The sequence below is a fragment of the Lactobacillus sp. W8093 genome (genome assembly GCF_016100925.1).
In the GTDB taxonomy this organism is placed as follows: domain Bacteria; phylum Bacillota; class Bacilli; order Lactobacillales; family Lactobacillaceae; genus Lactobacillus; species Lactobacillus helsingborgensis.
The window spans coordinates 1-16,855 of sequence record NZ_JACFRL010000011.1 but is presented as its reverse complement, the minus strand read 5'-3'; the positions used below and the strand labels follow the sequence as shown (position 1 = coordinate 16,855).

Sequence of the window (16,855 nt, the reverse complement as noted above, 5' to 3'; positions counted from 1 at the left end):
GTCTTGAGGACAAAGCTGGCACCTTGCCTCTATTAAATTCTTGTACCGATTAAGACAAACTGATTATGATAATAGTCAGGCTTACTTACAAAACGATAATTGCTTAAATTATCCATTAAAAATAATCTGAAGTCTTCTGAATTAAGCATTTCCCTAATCCGTTTTTTAACTTCTAATTGTGATGATAATTGAAACCAGCGTTTAGTTGGAACAATTATCTGCACACGCTCTTTATTATCAAGGTATTTAACACCCGCCCAACAAACCACTTTATTAACTGCCACAATTATTTTATCTGGCTTTTCTGGTTCCATAAGCTTTAATGTTTGTTCTAATGCAATTGTTTTAGAAATTGATTTACCATAAAATTTTAGAAAATAATGTACGATTAGCAGAATTACTAGAACAATCAACAAAATTACGCTGATCTTACTAAGCAAAGCAATTAATTTATCAAATAACTTATTAATTAAGTCTATCCTCTTCACGATTCTTCTCCTTTGGTTATTGTCGGCATTGCAAGTGGTTCAATCCCGTAATGTTTACCATCATTAATCTCAATTATTCCTGTTCCTAAGCCACCAATAGGGATAGACAAGCCATCAATCATTGACGGAAATAAATACTGCACGGTTGCTTTATCAATTCTACCCAGCAAAATTCTAACGTTCATCTGTGAGCGAATCGGAATAGGCACAATATCATTTCTAGCAATTTGACTGGTAATAATTAAATTGATTAAGCTTTCTCTGCCAAGTAAGGCAATTAATTCTAATTCACGGTATAAATCCTTAACTTGTCTTGAAGTTGGTGCTAAGCCCAAAGTTAAGCTTGCCATTTCTTCCAAAACAACAAAAATCGGTGGTACATTGATTTCGTTAGCGTCAGTACTAATCTTATTTGAAACTTCATAAAGCTTACTTTGCCTTAACTGCATTTCCTTAACTACAGCAGCCAATTCCGCATTCACTCTAGTTAAAAAATCTTCTGGGCGATCGCTATCTTCTGGAATTAACAATTTGATTTCAGTATGTTTTTTCGCATATCTTGCACCATCAGACTTTTTGGGATCAATCATGATAACCTGTGCTGATTTATCACCATTTTGATTAGTTAAACGGCTAATTATTTCTTCTAAATAGCGTAAAGCATAGCTTTTACCACTGCCTGTATTACCACTAATAATCCAAGTGGTGGCATTCCTGCCAACCGTTAAGCCCCGCATCAACGGTATTTCCTTATTTAAATCATAATCAGCCACAATTTTAGTAATTGTGCCAACAAGCCGTTGTTTCTTACCCTTGTAACCTGGAAAATAAAACCCTCTGGCTGTTGCTAATTGTTCACCGTCCACTTCCACTAATTGCATAGAAGTAGGTCTAACACAGGTATATTCAGGGAAAACAGCTGCCGAAATAATATCGTAAATACGGTAATAGGTATCTGTATTTAATACTAAATTTGTTGGGTAACGCGGAATAAACAAGAAGCCACAAGGCTCCTTAATTACTTCCAAGACTAGATAAGATTGCTTAATTGTGCTTGCTTCATCCGATAAGACACTATCAAGCACATTTTCAATATAATTACAGATAGTTGTATGTTTACCCTGCAATGATCTCATCTCCTTTAATGGAAACTTGAACATAACCACGTTGGTTAGCCCATAAATTAACTTGATCATTCTTAATAGAACTTTTATCAAAATCGATCATTTTACCAGCTTTTAATCCATCAACCTTTTTAAGTTTGAAGTTTAACATTTGACCGTTATTAACATTGTTTTTATCAACTGTAATTGCCATTCTCACTAGATAAGGGTATTCGGTAACATCTTTAGCATTGTCATATTTTTCACTGGCTTTACGTTCATTAATTCCAGTAACAATCGCTGTGATACCATTTAATACTTGTTTTGCCGTTAAATTTATTTTAATTGTCATATTTATCTCCAATCTAAGCGCTTTTTTACATACGCTTACATAATTAGGTGTAAAATTTCACTTATATACTATTCAACTAATGAAGATTTGTTTGATTGCAATCAGATTTAATCTTCATGGTTAAGTATGATAGCTATTAGAACAAAAATATAACCCATCATTCTTATACAAAATGATGGGTAGCAAAAATAATAAAGGAGACAAAACTATGCCCGAATGTCCTAAACCTGAAAACAAATTTCCTAAGTTATTAACTGAATATAGGAAAGAGAAAAACAAGAAAAATTTTGAAGTTATTGAAGATATAAATCAAAATATTTTTATAGAAGCAGACAAAATACCTATCCGGATCGATGAATACGGTAAAAAAACTGCTAGTTCAACTTTTACTAATTGGATTTCTCCCACAAATCCTACTAGACCCGAAAATCCAGTCCAAAGAGCAGCAATTATTCGCACACTAAAAAAGAAATATATTGACACTCTATTTGACAATGGACAAGAAGTTACAAAATATTTAACCAATGTATATAATTACGCTGTAAAGTATCTTGAAGAAATTCGGGATAAGAATTTTTTTACAGATGACGTAAATATATTAACTGCTGGCACATTAGAAGAAAAAATTTTATATACGAAATATCAGTTTATTGCGCCCGTAGCCAATTTTGTTCTTAGTATTATTAACTTTTCTGAAGCATTTGATTATTTCATGAGTTCTAGTAAGTTATTTACTGGGTCAGTATCTTCTGAGGAGCTGTCTTCTGCAAGCTTGATAATGTTTTTCCATGAAGCCTTAACTACCGGCAAAATGGCACTTGAAAAATCCCTCCAAACTAAAAAAACGCATATTTCTCTGGGTAAAGGGATACCCGAAGGAAATATGCGTATCACAAAAGAAATTATTAAAGAATTTGCCAAGTCGGATATTAAAGTACTTGATTCAATTATTGAAACTGCCAAAAAAAACAAGTCGCAATTCTTGGTTTCCATTAATCGTACAAATTTTCCAAGCGGCAATCCGCTTTCGCAAGATAAGGGAAATAACGAGTTAAAATACAATAATATATATATAAGAATGGCAGCAGAAGTTAATAATCTAAGTACATCAGAACACGAAAATGAATCTGTGCTAAATGCGGCTTTTAAAGTTTTAAATTTTCTCCTTAACTCTATTTCCGAAACTTATTACCAGACTTCTTTTATAAGTGCGACCAAAACTAGTGATGGCTACATAATTTGGAACTTAGATTAATTCAAAATTTATGCAGAAAAATGCGTCTTATAAAAACTAAACTCTTAAACACAAAATGTAGTTCAGAAATTGCTTGAGCTTTTTGGTGTTGATTTAACTAAACTATATAATTCCAAATTCTTATTCTTAATTCGCCGTAATTTCTTCTCTATCTTGCCTAATTATAAATGGTACTCCGACGTAAGTGAGTTCAAACTTAACGGACAAAAGACCTACTTATCAACAATTATTAATGGCTGCACGCAAGAAATTATTTCTTATACAATTTCCTACAGTCCTAACTTAAGACAGACAATGACTAATATTAGAGTTAACTTGGCAAAAGCATCCGGCACTATATGACTTACACTGACCGAGATTGGCAGTATCAACTCACCACTTTCCAGGCATGGCTAAAAAAGTAGTGGTGTTGAGTAATCAATGTCATGCAAGGGTAATTCATTAGACGATGGATTAATGGATAGTTTTTTGATATCTTAAAACGGAAAATGCTTTATGGCCTTGAAAAGCCAACTGAATTAGAACAGGCAATTAGAGAATATATTGATTACTACAATAACAAAAGAATTAAGATAAAATATCAGCAGCTAGTCCTAAGTTAAAAATTAATAATTTGTCCTAATTTTAGGGTCCATATCAATTTTCACTAGCCTTTTTTCAGTTTATAAATTTATTGGGGATTTTTTAAATGAATTTCATGATCAAACATTTGATGAATTTGCGGTGTTAAGTTGTGAGCAATGAAGATTACTGTTGAATTGCTAGAAAGAATATTTTTTAAAATTTTGTGTGTAGCATTAGAATCTATGGCAGATGTACCTTCGTCAATTAAAATGATATTATTATCATAAGTTTCTGTTCTAGCTAAGACAATTTTTTGTTTTTGTCCTCCCGATAAGTTTTCCTTATTTAAATTGACCGCTGTATGAATCCCGGCTGGAAATTTATTTAAGTCTGCGGATAATTGCATTTTTTCCGCCCAAGCCGACGCCTTATGGTCTAATTGTGAATTAAACATAGTAATGTTTTCTTCAATCGTTCCCGGAAATAGTTGCGCTTCTTGGGGAACATAACCAATCTGTGATAAGTTTGGTTGCAATGAGTTGCCATTTTTATCTTTAAAAGTTATTGTTCCTGTTGATGGAATAATTTCTCCTAATATTAATTTTAAAAGTGTTGACTTTCCTGTACCGCTATCACCTGATAGCAAAACTTTTTCACCAGCATTAATAGTAAAATCTGGATATTCAAGTCGCTCAGCATTAGGAAATTGTAAACTTAAATTATTAATTGTAATTGTAGCAAAATTGTCTAAAGTAGATTTAGATAATTCTTGATTGTTTTTTAGAATAATTGAATAACTAGTACTAACACTATCTCTTAAACTCTTAGTTGATTGAACTTGGGTAATCCTTGATGTCACCGCACCTAATTCACTAAAAATTACGCTAGAGTAGTTTCCTAAACTAAAATATAGTCCTATGTTTAACTGACCAGTTAATACTAAAATACCTGCACTAATATCAACTAGCATCTGCGCTATCATATTAGCCGCCATGTTGACAGTTTCTAATTCATTAACTTTTTTCTCTTTAGTGACTGTTGCCTGTTCTAACTTTGCCGAACTATCTGATAATACTGTTAACAATTTTTTACGAACATTGTAGCGTTGAAGAATAGCTAAACCAGATAACCATTTTTCTAAAGTATTAAGATAGGTTGAATTGCTAACAGAAATTTTAGTGGTGGCTTTTTGCAAAGAGTTAGACAATATTTTAGGGACAAAAAGCAAAATAATTGCAAGTATAAAAGTTAGAGCAAGTAAAAATGGATTAAAAGTAAAAATCATTGTGGAAGAAAAAATGATATCACAAACTAACCCCCATATTCTATAAGTTGGCGTTAAATACAAATCATAAAGCATATTTAAATCATTTGTTAATCGATTCTGCATTGTAGACACTTTAGAAATGTTATCAGTTTTTGAAAAATAATTTTCGGTTATGCGATATCTTATCTGATGAATATAAGCTTGACTTTGTTTACTAAAAAGATATATCCCTAACCGCTTTAAAAAATGTCCTAAAATATCTGTTATCATTTCTAAGAAAGTAAAGAGCCACCATTTACTCCAGTTTGTTGCTATTAGGGCATTAATAGTTATTGATAATATATAATTCTTATATGCAATTGATATAGATCCTAATAATGTAAGAAAGATTATTACAACACTTAGTGGAATATTTAATTTTAAAAGATCTTTTAATTTCATTGGTGTCACTTTCCAAGAATATGTTTTGCTTTTTGTAAAACATAAATTATTCCTTGATTACCATCTTTAAAATTAGTTGTTGCTGTTCCAAAACTTTGATCAATCATTAAAGCAGTACCGTGTGAATTAATTGAATAGTACTTAAAGCAATTGATCATTTTAATAATAGTATTATCATATCTGCTATCATCAAAAGCCATTCTATAGTCCAATAGTGCATTAACTATTCCACCTAAGCCACGATAAAGTGAAGCATTTTTAGGCATTATAGCCTTACTAAGGTTTTTTGCCATCTCAAAAATGTATTCATCATACTTATTAATTCCAAAATATTTTTTAAAATATATCAATAATTCTAAAATACCTGCTGTTCCGTCACTTAAGTATGGTGATAAATATTTTGATATAAGCTTTACCTTAAATCCTAACAACTTTGAATTTTTGTTTCGCACACAATATTTAGATAATATTAAATCTGTACATTCAACTATTCTATTAAAGAAATCAGAATCATGCAGTTTATAATCTTTAATGATAACAAGACAACAAAAAATTAATGAAATAATATTTTCTAAACTAAGCTGTTTAATATCTTTGTTCTGTTTTTCAATTTCCTTAATAAGTATATTTACTTTATCAAAAAGCTTTGTTCTCATTTTAAAATCTTTAAATACGTTTTGTATTAACGACTCATCTTTTAAATAATACAATCTTAGCTTGGAAAGTTTATCAGAATAAATAAAATCATCTGTATATGTAAGTACAAAAGAATCGGAAGACTCAGATATAAGTAAGTTATCAATTTTAGCGCATTCATCTGTTTTAATTAATCTATTTAAAAAATTATCAGGAAAACTATCAGTGCTAATTACTGAATCTGAATCTAAATTACTAGTTTTCAAGTAATTTATCATTTTTTGCAGATCAATATCAGGATTCTTAATTAGCTGTTCTGCTGCTTCAACGAAAACTTTAGGTATTTTATTTAAATTGGCAAATTTTTCAAAAAATTTTATTGATGTTTGACCAGAATTATCAATTTTTAAAAACATATTAGCACGGCAAAAAAACGAAATAAGTAAATATCCCAGTTGTTCAATATCTTGCTTTAATGGAGTCAAATACTGAATTTTATTATCATAAAATCCTTCTGTTCTATAGAAATTATTTTCTCTTTTATGTAGATCTACTTCTCCAAGAAATATAGTTTGATCTAAATCAATAAAGTAAACTTCATTTTTATCTGTGTTAACCAAAATATTTTGACTAGAGATATCACCTAAAAATACATTAGACTTATGTAGTTTATCAACTTTAGAAAGTAAATCTATAATAATCTTAGAGAATTTACTAGCAGTATCTTTGTTTGAAATAAAGTCATTACTAGTTAAGGCTCTATAATCATCTACAGTTATTCCCTTAATATACTCTTCAACTAAAAAATAATTTCTCTCTTCATAAAAAGAATCTACATAGTTAGGAACGAAACTTAAATGATGCATTCTTTTTATATTTCTTTCTTCATTCTTTAATATTTCTATTTTTGACTGTGTTGTGTCATAGTATCCGTTAATTGCACTCTTAAGAACATACTTTTCTCTTTTATTAGTTTCTACTAGGAAAACGGAGCCTGCAGCCTTAGAATGTAATGCTTTAATTGGTATATAGCTATTAAAAATAAGATTATTACTTTTATTTTTATTGCTTGCTTCTTTTTTTGGAAAAGGCTCCTTAACAAAGTAAGGTAATTTGTATTCTAAAGTTTTGTAATCATCGTATAATTTTTGACCATTTTTATCATATATTCCTTTATTATCATTTTTAGATAACATCCCATAACGATAAAAGATATTATTTGAATCCCTATACTTTTTATCAGTTAAGATGCAAATTCCTTCTTTGTCTTTAAAATTAGGCAAAGCATACAAATCTTTAACCAAATTCAAAAAATCAGAATAATTACTTGGATAAATTGTTATGAACTTTCCAGTGGACCAAAGATTATTAGTAGTACCAGAAAGGTTTAAATATAATTCTTTCATATTTGATATATATTTAAAATCAACTTTATGATTTTTACAGAACTCAAAAACTGAATTTAAAATCTCTTGATAGTTTTTCATAGTTGCTGAAATATGAATTTTAAATCCTTGCCGATATGATTTTTTATTTGAAAAGTCAAACTGAAGGAAATAATGATTGGCATTTCTGGAAATATGATAGTATGAAATGTCTTTAACTTTGTCTGGAAGAACTGATGTACTATAAATCTTTTTATAACTATTTAACAAATAATTACACATATTAATATCACCCTTTAAAAATTATATCATTTTTTATTAACAATTAAAAATAAATGTTGTATACTTGCTTTAAGTAATAATTATTGCGGTTTATAGAAAGGTAGGACTTGAAAATGACTGAATTAATTAGATTGCAGAAACTAGCAGTTGATATGGCTGATTCAACTAATGAAGCTCCTGAAGATAGTGATAGCTGCCACTACAGTAATTGCACAACTATAGAATGTGTTGAATAAAAACATATATTAAATTAAGACTAATAGCTAAAACAAGAAATGATCAATTTTGTTTCAGCTATTTTTTATTCATCTAGTTTACGCTAAGTTTACAATCTAAGCGTAACAATTTCTAAAACATGATGAAAATTTACTATATAGTTTAATATATATTTCATGTATTTTACACTAACTGCAAGTTAACACTCAGTCACACAAAAAAGCAGGCAATTAAGCCTGCTACATCAAGGGTTATATCCATTCCTGAAAAATTTATGACGACAAATTTTCAACTTATTTTACTTTGTGTGACCTATAGTGTGACTGACCACAACATTTCACATTAATTTACAATTATTTAAAATGCTTCATAACAAACAAAAGCCCGTCATATCAAGATTGATACAACGGGCTTTAATGCTATATTAGCCTTTGTTATGCTGATTGCCAGAATCGAACTGGCGACCTTTTCTTTACGAGGGAAACGCTCTACCAACTGAGCTAAATCAGCAACTTTCACAACGTTTAAATTATACCAAAACAAAAAAAGTCGTGCAATCGAATGCGCGACTTTTATTTTATTTCCAATCTAGGCAAAGCTCTTGCTTGTGCAGTAATTCGGGCAACTCGTCACGATCAATTCTCTTATCGTTTAACTTGTCACCAGTTATTTGATTAGTGAAAGAATCAATACGTCTATTAGCATCCCGCAAGTCATAGTAAGTGGTAACGACTTGGTCATATTCTTTCAAGTCTGCCACTTTAAAATCACGCGGATACTCATTTTCAAAAGTAGTAAAGGCTAGTGGCAAGCGCGGCTTTAATTGCGGTTCTTGATCAGGAATACCCACTTGCATTCCTAGAGCCGGAAATGTCAGCTTAGGCAAGTCTAATACCTCTAACATTTTTAACGGATGATCATTAATGGTACCGAGTGGCACATAACCGAGATTCATACTTTCAACAGCATTAGCCACATTTTGCCAAGCAAGTAATGTATCATCCATCCCCTGAAAGAAAATATCCGTGGTATGAACACGTCCGTCATCTTTACCTAATTGGCGGCGAATTTGTTGGTTGCGGTATAAATCAACTACAAAGATAAACAAATCTCCTTCAGCACCAACATATTTTTGTCCACATAATTCTCTGATTTTTGCCCTTTTACCTTCATCAGTAATATGAAGCATTGTAGCATTTTGCATAAACATGCTTGTTGCTGTATGTTGAAAAACGGTGTACAAAGTATTTAATTGTTCTGCATTTAGTGTTTGATCTTTAAATTTTCTGATAGAGCGATGATTGATTTGTTGATTAATTGTGGAATTATGAATCATTTTGATACTTCTTTCTAACTATCTTACTAAAAGTAACTGTATTGCAAAATGATTTTACTGTCAATAATTGTCTTTTAAATTAACAGACTGTGCTAAAATTTAGACAGAAGATCATTACCATATAATAATTGGAGGAATTTATGCGTATTTTAGTCGTCGGCGGTGCCGGTTATATTGGCTCAATAGCTGTTAAGAAATTAATTGAGCAAAAAAATGATGTTGTTGTCCTTGATGCTTTGTATACAGGCCATAGAAAAGCAGTCAATCCAAAAGCTAAATTTTATCAAGGCGATATTGAGAACAAGTTTTTAGTTAGCCAAATATTGCGTAATGAGAAAATTGAAGCAGTAATGCATTTTGCCGCTTATTCTCTAGTGCCTGAATCTGTACAAAACCCACTGAAATACTATGACAATAATGTTTCGGGTATGATTGCGCTCCTAGAAGCAATGAAAGATGCTGGTGTCAATTACCTCGTCTTTTCTTCAAGTGCGGCAACTTACGGCATCCCTAAAAAATTACCAATTACTGAAGATTCACCGCTTAATCCGATCAGCCCTTATGGCGAAACCAAAGTAATGATGGAAAATATCATGCATTGGGCAGATAAAGCGGATGGCATCAAATCAATTGCACTACGTTACTTCAACGTTGCCGGTGCCGCAAGTGACGGTTCAATCGGAGAAGATCATGCACCCGAAACGCATTTAATTCCTAATATTTTAAAAAGTGCTCTGACCGGTGACGGTAAATTTACTATTTTTGGGAATGATTACAACACCAAAGATGGTACCAATGTCAGAGATTACGTTCAAGTAGAAGATCTCATTGACGCGCATGTACTGGCACTAAAATACTTAGTTAAAACTAATAAATCTGATGTGTTCAACCTCGGGACTGCTCATGGCTACTCCAACTTGGAAATCTTACAAGCAGCTCGTAAAGTTACCAGCGTTGAAATTCCATATACGATGGGCCCACGCCGTGCAGGTGACCCAGACAGTCTAGTTGCCGATTCAGCTAAAGCCAGAACTATTTTAGGCTGGCAGCCACAACATGAGAACGCTGAAAATATGATGACAAGTGCATGGAAATGGCACCAAAGTCATCCCCAAGGTTACGCAGACAAATAATAAAATTGCTGGTAAAAACTTGCCAGCAATTTTTTTGACTAATTTTTAGGGTTAAATGTGATGTATAGCTCCATATCACAAAACTGACCGTGATATTTAACTTCATCTCTGAGGGTAGCTACGTGAGCAAAATGCAGCCTTTCTGCAATAGCTCTGCTAGGCTGATTATTAGTATCTGCCAGTAATTTAATGCTATGTAGGCCCAACTGGTTAAACGAAACTTCCACTAGCTTTTTAACAGCTTGAGTCATAATTCCCTGGCCCTGATATTTTTGCCCCAGCCAATAACCAATTTCACCGCTTTCATTTTTGAGTTTGATATTATGCAGATCCACCATTCCTGCCGGTTCACCATCAACTAGAACTACTAGAGCCAACTTTTCATAACGCGCCGTATCGACACGCATTGCCTTGATAAAATCAACCTCATCATTGACGCTTGTCATATTATCTGCCCAGGGTAGGAAGTGTGCCAGTTCTTTACGATCATGGGCGATATTTTCATATAAAGCCTCTGCATGTCTAATTTCGGGTAAAACTAAACTAATCGTCATGTTGTTAATAGTAAATTGACTAATGGTAAACATTGCATCGTTCTCCTTAATTAAATTTTAATAAAGTATATCATACTACAATTTAAGCTTAAATGAAGCCCTTTTTAGCATAACAAAAATTACAATCTGCTAATTTTTTTAATTAGTTAAAAACATACACTTTTGTATAATGCTATAATTTAATAATGTAACGTTTTTTTAAGAAATTGGAGTGATTTAATGAGCGAAGAAGAGGAAAATAACGGTTCAAGCTATGAACGAACCTTGACTAACGCGCATATTCAATTAATTGCCCTAGGTGGGACAATTGGTACTGGTTTATTTCTAGGTGTAGGTAACAGCATTAGACGAGCCGGTCCCAGCGTCATTCTGATTTATGTCGTGGTCGGTATTTTCTTATTTCTACTAATGCGGGCTTTGGGAGAGCTGATAGTTTCTGATTTATCTAAACACACCTATATTGATTTTATTGAAAAGTATTTAGGTAAAAACACTGGTTTTATTTCAGGTTATCTTTACTGGATTAGTTGGGTTACGTTAGGCATGGCGGAAATGACAGCTCTAGGGATTTACTTTCAATATTGGTTCCCGCATTTACCCACCTGGGTGCCTGGTTTAATTACCATCGCTGTTTTGCTATTTATCAATTTGCTTTCTGCCCGTCTTTTTGGCAACTTGGAATTTAGTTTTGCCATAATCAAAATTGTGACGGTTATTGCTTTTGTGATTTTAGTAGCCTATTTATTAATAACTGGTGGCAAAACCTCTTTTGGTCCCGTTACTCTAGCTAACTTGTCTGCGCATGGTGGCTTTTTTGCTGAAGGAAGCACCGGTTTCTTCTCCGGCTTCCAAATGGTCATCTTTAGCTTTGTTGGCGTTGAACTAGTCGGATTAACTGCCGCAGAGGCACAAAACCCCAAGGTAACGATTAGAAAGGCTATTAATCAAGTCCCACTACGAATAATTTTATTCTATGTACTGGCTATCATTGCAATTTTAGTAGTTATTCCGTGGGATAAGGTGGCTACTAATTCTAGTCCATTTGTACAGACCTTAGCGGCAACTGGCATCCGCAATGCCGGTTCAATTATTAATTTTGTGGTTATTTCTGCTGCAGTTTCTTCAACTAATAGTATTTTGTATAGTGCAGGCCGATTGTTATTTTCAGTTACTTTTAACGGTAAGGGTAAATTTAACCAGACATTTGGTCATTTAAGAAGACAATTACCACAAAACGCACTGACCTTATCAGCTTGCCTAATGGCGTTAGCACCTTTTGTCATCATCGTTATCGGCAATGAGGCATTTAATTTTATTTCTTCTACTTCTACCAGTATGTTTTTAATTATTTGGTGCCTGATGCTTTTAACGCATATTGCATATAGGAAAAAAACACCTGCGCAAGAATTAACTGATTTCAAAATGCCCGGTTTTCCTTTTTTGGACTACATAACACTAATCTTTTTTATTTTAATGATCATATTGTTGTTAATCTTACCTGAAAACAGGATTTCTATGATTTCAGCACTGCTAATCTTTATAGTCTTGTCAACTCTGTCAAAAATTTGGCACGAAGAAAAGAAGGCATAATTATATTTGCATTTGCTGGTTTTTTATATTAAAATTTAAAAAAATTAAGAAGTATCGACACCGGGCGACAGCACTTATCAAACTCTTTAGGTCTTAGTAGAGTTTGGTAGGTGCTTTTATTTTTGGAGGTAACTCATGCAGAAATTAATTGTTGATAATACTTTTTGGTCTATTTTTCCCCAAGCAAAAATTTACACACTAGTAGTTAATGACCTGAACAATCACATCCCTGATAATTCGGACAAATATCAAATTATGCTCAATCAGGCTGAAACAGAAGCCAAACAGTATTTAACAGCAAAAGAGTTTAAGGACAACATTGTTATTGCCGAATGGCGTGAGGTTCTGAGCAAATTTAAAAAGAAAAAAGGTGCACGGTCTTCGATTGAGGCCCTTTTAAAGCGAGTTTCTCAAGGTAAAGTTTTTAATCCTATCAACCCTTTAGTTGACATTTATAACAGCGTTTCTTTAGAATATGCCGTTCCGTGCGGTGGTGAAGATCTTGATCAAATTGCAGGGCAAATGCACCTCGGTGTAGCAAGTGGAAATGAAGATTTTTATCCACTTGGTGCTGAAAAAAGCGATCCGCCAAGAGCAGGTGAAGTTATTTATTATGACGAAAATGGTGCAGTATGTCGCTCTCTTAACTGGCGTGATGGCAAGAGAACCATGTTGACAGAAGATACCACCAATGCAATATTAATCATGGAGGCGGTAACAGCTGATCAAAAAGACAGAGCTGAGCAAGCAATTCAAGCCTTAAAAAAGAAAATCGCTACAGAATTGGGTGTTGAAGGAACAATAACTCTCAAAACCAAAAACTAAACAAAAATTCCTAGACAATCGATTTTGTCTAGGAATTTTTTTAATTATGTCTTATTCTTCTTTTTATTTTTTGCCATAATCCCAATGCTTGCCGCATGCGATTAGCAGGCACGTAATTACGAATAGCGCGCAAAGTCTTTTTATTATTTCGTGTTGTAAAAATAAATTTTCCGTTTGCACGGGTGCGAATTTCAAAACGAGGGATATAACGACCGTGGAAATAGACATCCGCCACCACATAGGTAACTTCTTGCCACGGAATCTGGACATAGTCAGAGATATTGCGGTCATTATAAAATTCAAACGCCTTATCTCCGACCATTACTTTACCGTATGTCGACAATGCGCGAAACCAAGTCGCATTTGCCGTTAAATCAACTTTAGTGTTACTTGATTCAACCATTTTGAATTAAAGCACATTCAGAACGTGCAGAACAACACCAACAATAAAGATGGCAATAATAATCACAATTGGTGAAACTTTCTTCTTTAACAGCCACATACAAAGGAAAGTCAAGAGTAATCCAGCTAAACCAGGAATTAAACTATCCAAGTTGTTTTGCAAAGTAGTTACTTTAAACTTAGTAAGAGATAGGCCATTTGCCTGATCAATTAAAGCTTGTTGAATACCTTTAGCACCGGCTGGAAGTGAACCCCAATCAATATAGCCACCCTTTTGAACAGGTGTTTTTGAGACAATTGGGGTGAACTTAATATTAACCCAGCGCTCAATCAGGGAGCCTAAAACAAACATACCCATCATGGAAGCTCCACGAGTTACCTTTTGTAATAGACCACCAGACATATCATTAGTAATCGCAGAACCTGCTTTGTAACCAAATTCTTGTGTGTACCACATGAAAGCCAATCTAATTACATTCCAAATAACGAAGAACAAAATTGGTCCTAAAATGTTGCCCTGAATAGCCATTGAAGCACCTAAGGCACCAACTATTGGCCGCACGGTATACCAGAATACAGGGTCACCAACACCGGCTAAAGGTCCCATCATTCCGACCTTAACACCTTGAATAGCTTCATCTTCAACCTTAGCACCGTTAGCCTTGTCTTCCTCTAAGGCTAAAGTAACACCTAAAATTGGCGATACTAGATAAGGGTGAACGTTAAAGAAGACCAGATGTCTTTGCAAAGCTGCAGCCATGTCGTCTTTTTTAGGATAAAGTTTTCTCAAAGCAGGAATAAGTGAATATGCATACCCACCGTTCTGCATTCTTTCATAGTTCCAAGAAGCCTGCAAAAATTGTGAATGCCACATAACTTTGAAGCGGTCGGCTTTAGTTAATTTTATTTTTTTATCAGCCATTGTAAAATCCTCCTCTTAAATATCACTTTAATAGTCATCTATGATATCGCCGAGTGGATCGCCGGTACCTTCATTATCAGAACTTGAGCTGCCGTTATTACCACGGTTTGACTCTAAAGCCAAGTACATAAGAGCCATTGCTAGACCAATAGCACCTAAAGCAATCAAAGTTAAGTCTTTAATAGCCGCCAAGGCAAACCCGATAGCAAAGAATGGCCAAACTTCACGGCTAGCCATCATGTTAATAACCATAGCGTAACCAACAGCTACAACCATGGCACCACCGATTGACATACCATCACTAAGCCATGCCGGCATTAAACCTAGCCAGTATTTAACAGTAGAAGCTGGAATAGCTAGTAGCAAGGCAGCCGGAATAGCGATTCTCAATCCTTGCAGGCAAACATCAATCCATTGCCACATATTAATTTTACGCCAATTACCTTTTTTGGCATCTGCGTCCATAATGTGCACAATACCAGTAGAAATAGTCCGCACAATCATGGTCAAAAATAGTCCGGCAACAGCTAAAGGCATCGCAATACCTGTAGCCATACCAATCCCCTTTGTTCCTTGACCACTTTGAACCAGAATGATAGCTGAAGCAACGGAAGCCAAAGCAGCATCAGGCGCAACAGCAGCACCAATATTAGCCCAGCCTAAGGCAATCATTTGTAAATATCCACCTAAAGTAACGCCCAAAACCAGATTACCGGTTACTAGGCCGATTAACGTACAAGCGACCAGTGGTTGGTGAAATTCCCATTGATCCAAGATGCCTTCCATACCTGCAAGAAAGGCAACTATGACAACTAAAATCATTTGAATAGCGTTCATGTTTTACTCCTATTCTCTTATTTATTTTGTTCGTCAAGCAAACTTTGAGCTTTATTTAAAATAGCTTCCATATTGCCCTCTTTATCAGTTGGAACTTTGCGCACATCATACTTGACTCCCATTTTTTCAAGTTCGTGGAAAGTATCAACATCTTCTTGATTCATAGACAATACATTGTTAGCATTGACATCGCCAACTTTATAAGACATTGATCCAACATTGACAGTCTTAATGTCAACCCCAGCTTTTATTACCTTTAAAACATCTTCAGGATTTTCAAATAATAATAACGCATGTGTGTTGCCAAAACGGGGATCTTTTGCAATCTCAACCATCTTTTTTAACGGAACAGTATGTGCCTTAACACCGGCAGGAGCTGCTTCACGAATCATGCTCTTACGCATTTCGTCTTTCGCCACACTGTCAGAAACAACAATTACTCTGTCCGGGTGCATGGATGGTATCCATCCTGTAGCAACCTGACCATGTAATAAACGAGAATCAATTCGTGCCAAAACAAATTTAATATGACCATCACCAACAACAGTACCCGCGGGAATGGTCTTCTTTTTACCAGCAGCTTGTGCCTTAGTTTGATCTTTTGTTGAAGACTTTGGCATTAATTCTGCCGGCTTTATTTTAATACCATCACGTGCTGGCTCTACCACAGCAGTTGCAATTTGGTGAGCCGTAGCATCTGGCTTAGTCATCCGCTGTGTTAAAGCTTCTACCACCAGAGGCAGGTTCATACCTGCTACTACTGCCCATTTAGGATGCTTTTCGAGTAAACCGCTTGCTTGATTAAACGGCGTACCACCCCATAAATCGACTATCAGCAAAACTTCATCCTGATTTTCAAACGAAGCAATTGCTGTTTCCATTTTGCCTCTAATATCATCTGGGCCTTCATCAGGCTTTAAAATGACATGAGCAAAATTGTCTTGTTCGCCAAACAGCATTTGCGCAGACTGCGCAATTCCATCGGCAAAACCACCATGGCTGGCTAAAACAATTCCTACCATGAGATTTCCTCCTTTAGATAAAATGTATCCGCTACTATTGTACCGTGAAAGTGCTTTTAAGTCACGTAACCGCATTATTTTCTCATATAAATAAAATACTATTCCTTTAATATTAAGGAAAAAACAGGTACAAAAAAGAGGACCCGTTAGGTCCTCTTTCTGCTGCTCGCTCCGGCTGTCAGACTCGAACTGACGACATCTTGATTAACAGTCAAGCGCTCTACCAACTGAGCTAAGCCGGAATA

At 34.2% G+C, this 16,855-nt stretch carries 16 protein-coding genes, 2 tRNA genes and 1 pseudogene; 6 read left to right on the top strand and 13 right to left on the bottom strand.

Annotation, left to right across the window (positions count from 1 at the left end):
* Positions 1-32: 32 nt before the first annotated feature.
* Genes H3T47_RS07935 through H3T47_RS07925 form a run of 3 tightly spaced genes read right to left on the bottom strand, consistent with a single transcriptional unit; the run spans position 33 to position 1,943 of the window.
* A complete protein-coding gene (locus tag H3T47_RS07935) occupies positions 33-488 on the bottom strand; it encodes a hypothetical protein (RefSeq protein WP_038521387.1) in 456 nt (151 codons plus the stop codon).
* A complete protein-coding gene (locus tag H3T47_RS07930; RefSeq protein WP_052059632.1) occupies positions 485-1,624 on the bottom strand; it encodes a chromosome partitioning protein ParA in 1,140 nt (379 codons plus the stop codon). The genes H3T47_RS07935 and H3T47_RS07930 overlap by 4 nt, the downstream gene beginning before the upstream one ends.
* Positions 1,605-1,943, bottom strand: a complete 339-nt coding sequence (locus tag H3T47_RS07925) for a hypothetical protein (RefSeq protein WP_052059631.1) — start codon at positions 1,941-1,943, stop codon at positions 1,605-1,607. Before H3T47_RS07925 ends, H3T47_RS07930 begins: the two co-directional genes overlap by 20 nt.
* Before the next feature lie 208 nt (positions 1,944-2,151).
* On the opposite strand from H3T47_RS07925, the gene H3T47_RS07920 reads away from it, so the two are divergent.
* Together H3T47_RS07920 and H3T47_RS09440 are read left to right on the top strand one after the other, a co-directional pair.
* Entirely contained in the window at positions 2,152-3,198 is a 1,047-nt protein-coding gene (locus H3T47_RS07920; protein WP_038521379.1) for a hypothetical protein, read from the top strand.
* A 126-nt stretch (positions 3,199-3,324) separates the two neighbouring features.
* Positions 3,325-3,800 (top strand): annotated as a pseudogene (locus H3T47_RS09440) (DDE-type integrase/transposase/recombinase); the annotation flags it as partial.
* Between the two features lie 68 nt (positions 3,801-3,868).
* Here the strand turns inward: H3T47_RS09440 and H3T47_RS07905 are convergent.
* Together H3T47_RS07905 and H3T47_RS07900 are read right to left on the bottom strand one after the other, a co-directional pair.
* The gene (locus tag H3T47_RS07905) at positions 3,869-5,470 is read right to left on the bottom strand and encodes an ABC transporter ATP-binding protein (protein ID WP_038521376.1); all 1,602 of its coding nucleotides are present in this window, start codon (positions 5,468-5,470) and stop codon (positions 3,869-3,871) included.
* Between the two features lie 5 nt (positions 5,471-5,475).
* Complete coding sequence (locus H3T47_RS07900; protein ID WP_038521373.1) at positions 5,476-7,773, bottom strand: hypothetical protein; 2,298 nt, start codon at positions 7,771-7,773, stop codon at positions 5,476-5,478.
* A 113-nt stretch (positions 7,774-7,886) separates the two neighbouring features.
* On the opposite strand from H3T47_RS07900, the gene H3T47_RS09370 reads away from it, so the two are divergent.
* Positions 7,887-8,009, top strand: a complete 123-nt coding sequence (locus tag H3T47_RS09370; protein ID WP_255409515.1) for a hypothetical protein — start codon at positions 7,887-7,889, stop codon at positions 8,007-8,009.
* A gap of 417 nt (positions 8,010-8,426) precedes the next feature.
* Here H3T47_RS09370 and H3T47_RS07895 read toward each other — a convergent pair.
* Positions 8,427-8,499, bottom strand: a tRNA-Thr gene (locus H3T47_RS07895).
* Between the two features lie 67 nt (positions 8,500-8,566).
* Positions 8,567-9,325: an NADPH-dependent oxidoreductase gene (locus H3T47_RS07890; protein WP_109918050.1), complete on the bottom strand. Its 759-nt coding sequence runs from the start codon at positions 9,323-9,325 to the stop codon at positions 8,567-8,569.
* A gap of 140 nt (positions 9,326-9,465) precedes the next feature.
* On the opposite strand from H3T47_RS07890, the gene galE reads away from it, so the two are divergent.
* Positions 9,466-10,458, top strand: a complete 993-nt coding sequence (gene galE, locus H3T47_RS07885) for a UDP-glucose 4-epimerase GalE (RefSeq protein ID WP_199283113.1) — start codon at positions 9,466-9,468, stop codon at positions 10,456-10,458.
* A 38-nt stretch (positions 10,459-10,496) separates the two neighbouring features.
* Here galE and H3T47_RS07880 read toward each other — a convergent pair whose 3' ends face one another.
* The gene (locus H3T47_RS07880) at positions 10,497-11,045 is read right to left on the bottom strand and encodes a GNAT family N-acetyltransferase (RefSeq protein ID WP_199283112.1); all 549 of its coding nucleotides are present in this window, start codon (positions 11,043-11,045) and stop codon (positions 10,497-10,499) included.
* A gap of 186 nt (positions 11,046-11,231) precedes the next feature.
* On the opposite strand from H3T47_RS07880, the gene H3T47_RS07875 reads away from it, so the two are divergent.
* Together H3T47_RS07875 and H3T47_RS07870 are read left to right on the top strand one after the other, a co-directional pair.
* The gene (locus tag H3T47_RS07875) at positions 11,232-12,602 is read left to right on the top strand and encodes an amino acid permease (protein ID WP_199283111.1); all 1,371 of its coding nucleotides are present in this window, start codon (positions 11,232-11,234) and stop codon (positions 12,600-12,602) included.
* 135 nt (positions 12,603-12,737) lie between these two features.
* Positions 12,738-13,427, top strand: a complete 690-nt coding sequence (locus H3T47_RS07870) for a B3/4 domain-containing protein (RefSeq protein ID WP_199283110.1) — start codon at positions 12,738-12,740, stop codon at positions 13,425-13,427.
* 40 nt (positions 13,428-13,467) lie between these two features.
* Here H3T47_RS07870 and H3T47_RS07865 read toward each other — a convergent pair whose 3' ends face one another.
* The 5 genes from H3T47_RS07865 to H3T47_RS07845 all read right to left on the bottom strand — a co-directional run bounded on the left by H3T47_RS07865 (position 13,468) and on the right by H3T47_RS07845 (position 16,852).
* The gene (locus H3T47_RS07865) at positions 13,468-13,830 is read right to left on the bottom strand and encodes a DUF956 family protein (RefSeq protein ID WP_187159917.1); all 363 of its coding nucleotides are present in this window, start codon (positions 13,828-13,830) and stop codon (positions 13,468-13,470) included.
* A gap of 6 nt (positions 13,831-13,836) precedes the next feature.
* Positions 13,837-14,751 (bottom strand): PTS system mannose/fructose/sorbose family transporter subunit IID, encoded by a 915-nt coding sequence (locus H3T47_RS07860; protein WP_199283109.1) that lies wholly within the window; start codon positions 14,749-14,751, stop codon positions 13,837-13,839.
* A 27-nt stretch (positions 14,752-14,778) separates the two neighbouring features.
* The gene (locus H3T47_RS07855) at positions 14,779-15,588 is read right to left on the bottom strand and encodes a PTS mannose/fructose/sorbose transporter subunit IIC (protein ID WP_038521354.1); all 810 of its coding nucleotides are present in this window, start codon (positions 15,586-15,588) and stop codon (positions 14,779-14,781) included.
* Positions 15,589-15,605: 17 nt separating this feature from the next.
* Entirely contained in the window at positions 15,606-16,610 is a 1,005-nt protein-coding gene (locus H3T47_RS07850) for a mannose/fructose/sorbose PTS transporter subunit IIA (protein ID WP_199283108.1), read from the bottom strand.
* Positions 16,611-16,779: 169 nt separating this feature from the next.
* A tRNA-Asn gene (locus H3T47_RS07845) sits at positions 16,780-16,852 on the bottom strand.
* Between the last annotated feature and the right edge of the window lie 3 nt (positions 16,853-16,855).

Coding starts and splice junctions, on each gene's coding strand:
- H3T47_RS07930 (WP_052059632.1), bottom strand. CDS start 1,624: ATGAGATCATTGCAGGGTAAACATACAACTATCTGTAATTATATTGAA.
- H3T47_RS07925 (WP_052059631.1), bottom strand. CDS start 1,943: ATGACAATTAAAATAAATTTAACGGCAAAACAAGTATTAAATGGTATC.
- H3T47_RS07920 (WP_038521379.1), top strand. CDS start 2,152: ATGCCCGAATGTCCTAAACCTGAAAACAAATTTCCTAAGTTATTAACT.
- H3T47_RS07905 (WP_038521376.1), bottom strand. CDS start 5,470: ATGAAATTAAAAGATCTTTTAAAATTAAATATTCCACTAAGTGTTGTA.
- H3T47_RS07900 (WP_038521373.1), bottom strand. CDS start 7,773: ATGTGTAATTATTTGTTAAATAGTTATAAAAAGATTTATAGTACATCA.
- H3T47_RS09370 (WP_255409515.1), top strand. CDS start 7,887: ATGACTGAATTAATTAGATTGCAGAAACTAGCAGTTGATATGGCTGAT.
- H3T47_RS07890 (WP_109918050.1), bottom strand. CDS start 9,325: ATGATTCATAATTCCACAATTAATCAACAAATCAATCATCGCTCTATC.
- galE (WP_199283113.1), top strand. CDS start 9,466: ATGCGTATTTTAGTCGTCGGCGGTGCCGGTTATATTGGCTCAATAGCT.
- H3T47_RS07880 (WP_199283112.1), bottom strand. CDS start 11,045: ATGTTTACCATTAGTCAATTTACTATTAACAACATGACGATTAGTTTA.
- H3T47_RS07875 (WP_199283111.1), top strand. CDS start 11,232: ATGAGCGAAGAAGAGGAAAATAACGGTTCAAGCTATGAACGAACCTTG.
- H3T47_RS07870 (WP_199283110.1), top strand. CDS start 12,738: ATGCAGAAATTAATTGTTGATAATACTTTTTGGTCTATTTTTCCCCAA.
- H3T47_RS07865 (WP_187159917.1), bottom strand. CDS start 13,830: ATGGTTGAATCAAGTAACACTAAAGTTGATTTAACGGCAAATGCGACT.
- H3T47_RS07860 (WP_199283109.1), bottom strand. CDS start 14,751: ATGGCTGATAAAAAAATAAAATTAACTAAAGCCGACCGCTTCAAAGTT.
- H3T47_RS07855 (WP_038521354.1), bottom strand. CDS start 15,588: ATGAACGCTATTCAAATGATTTTAGTTGTCATAGTTGCCTTTCTTGCA.
- H3T47_RS07850 (WP_199283108.1), bottom strand. CDS start 16,610: ATGGTAGGAATTGTTTTAGCCAGCCATGGTGGTTTTGCCGATGGAATT.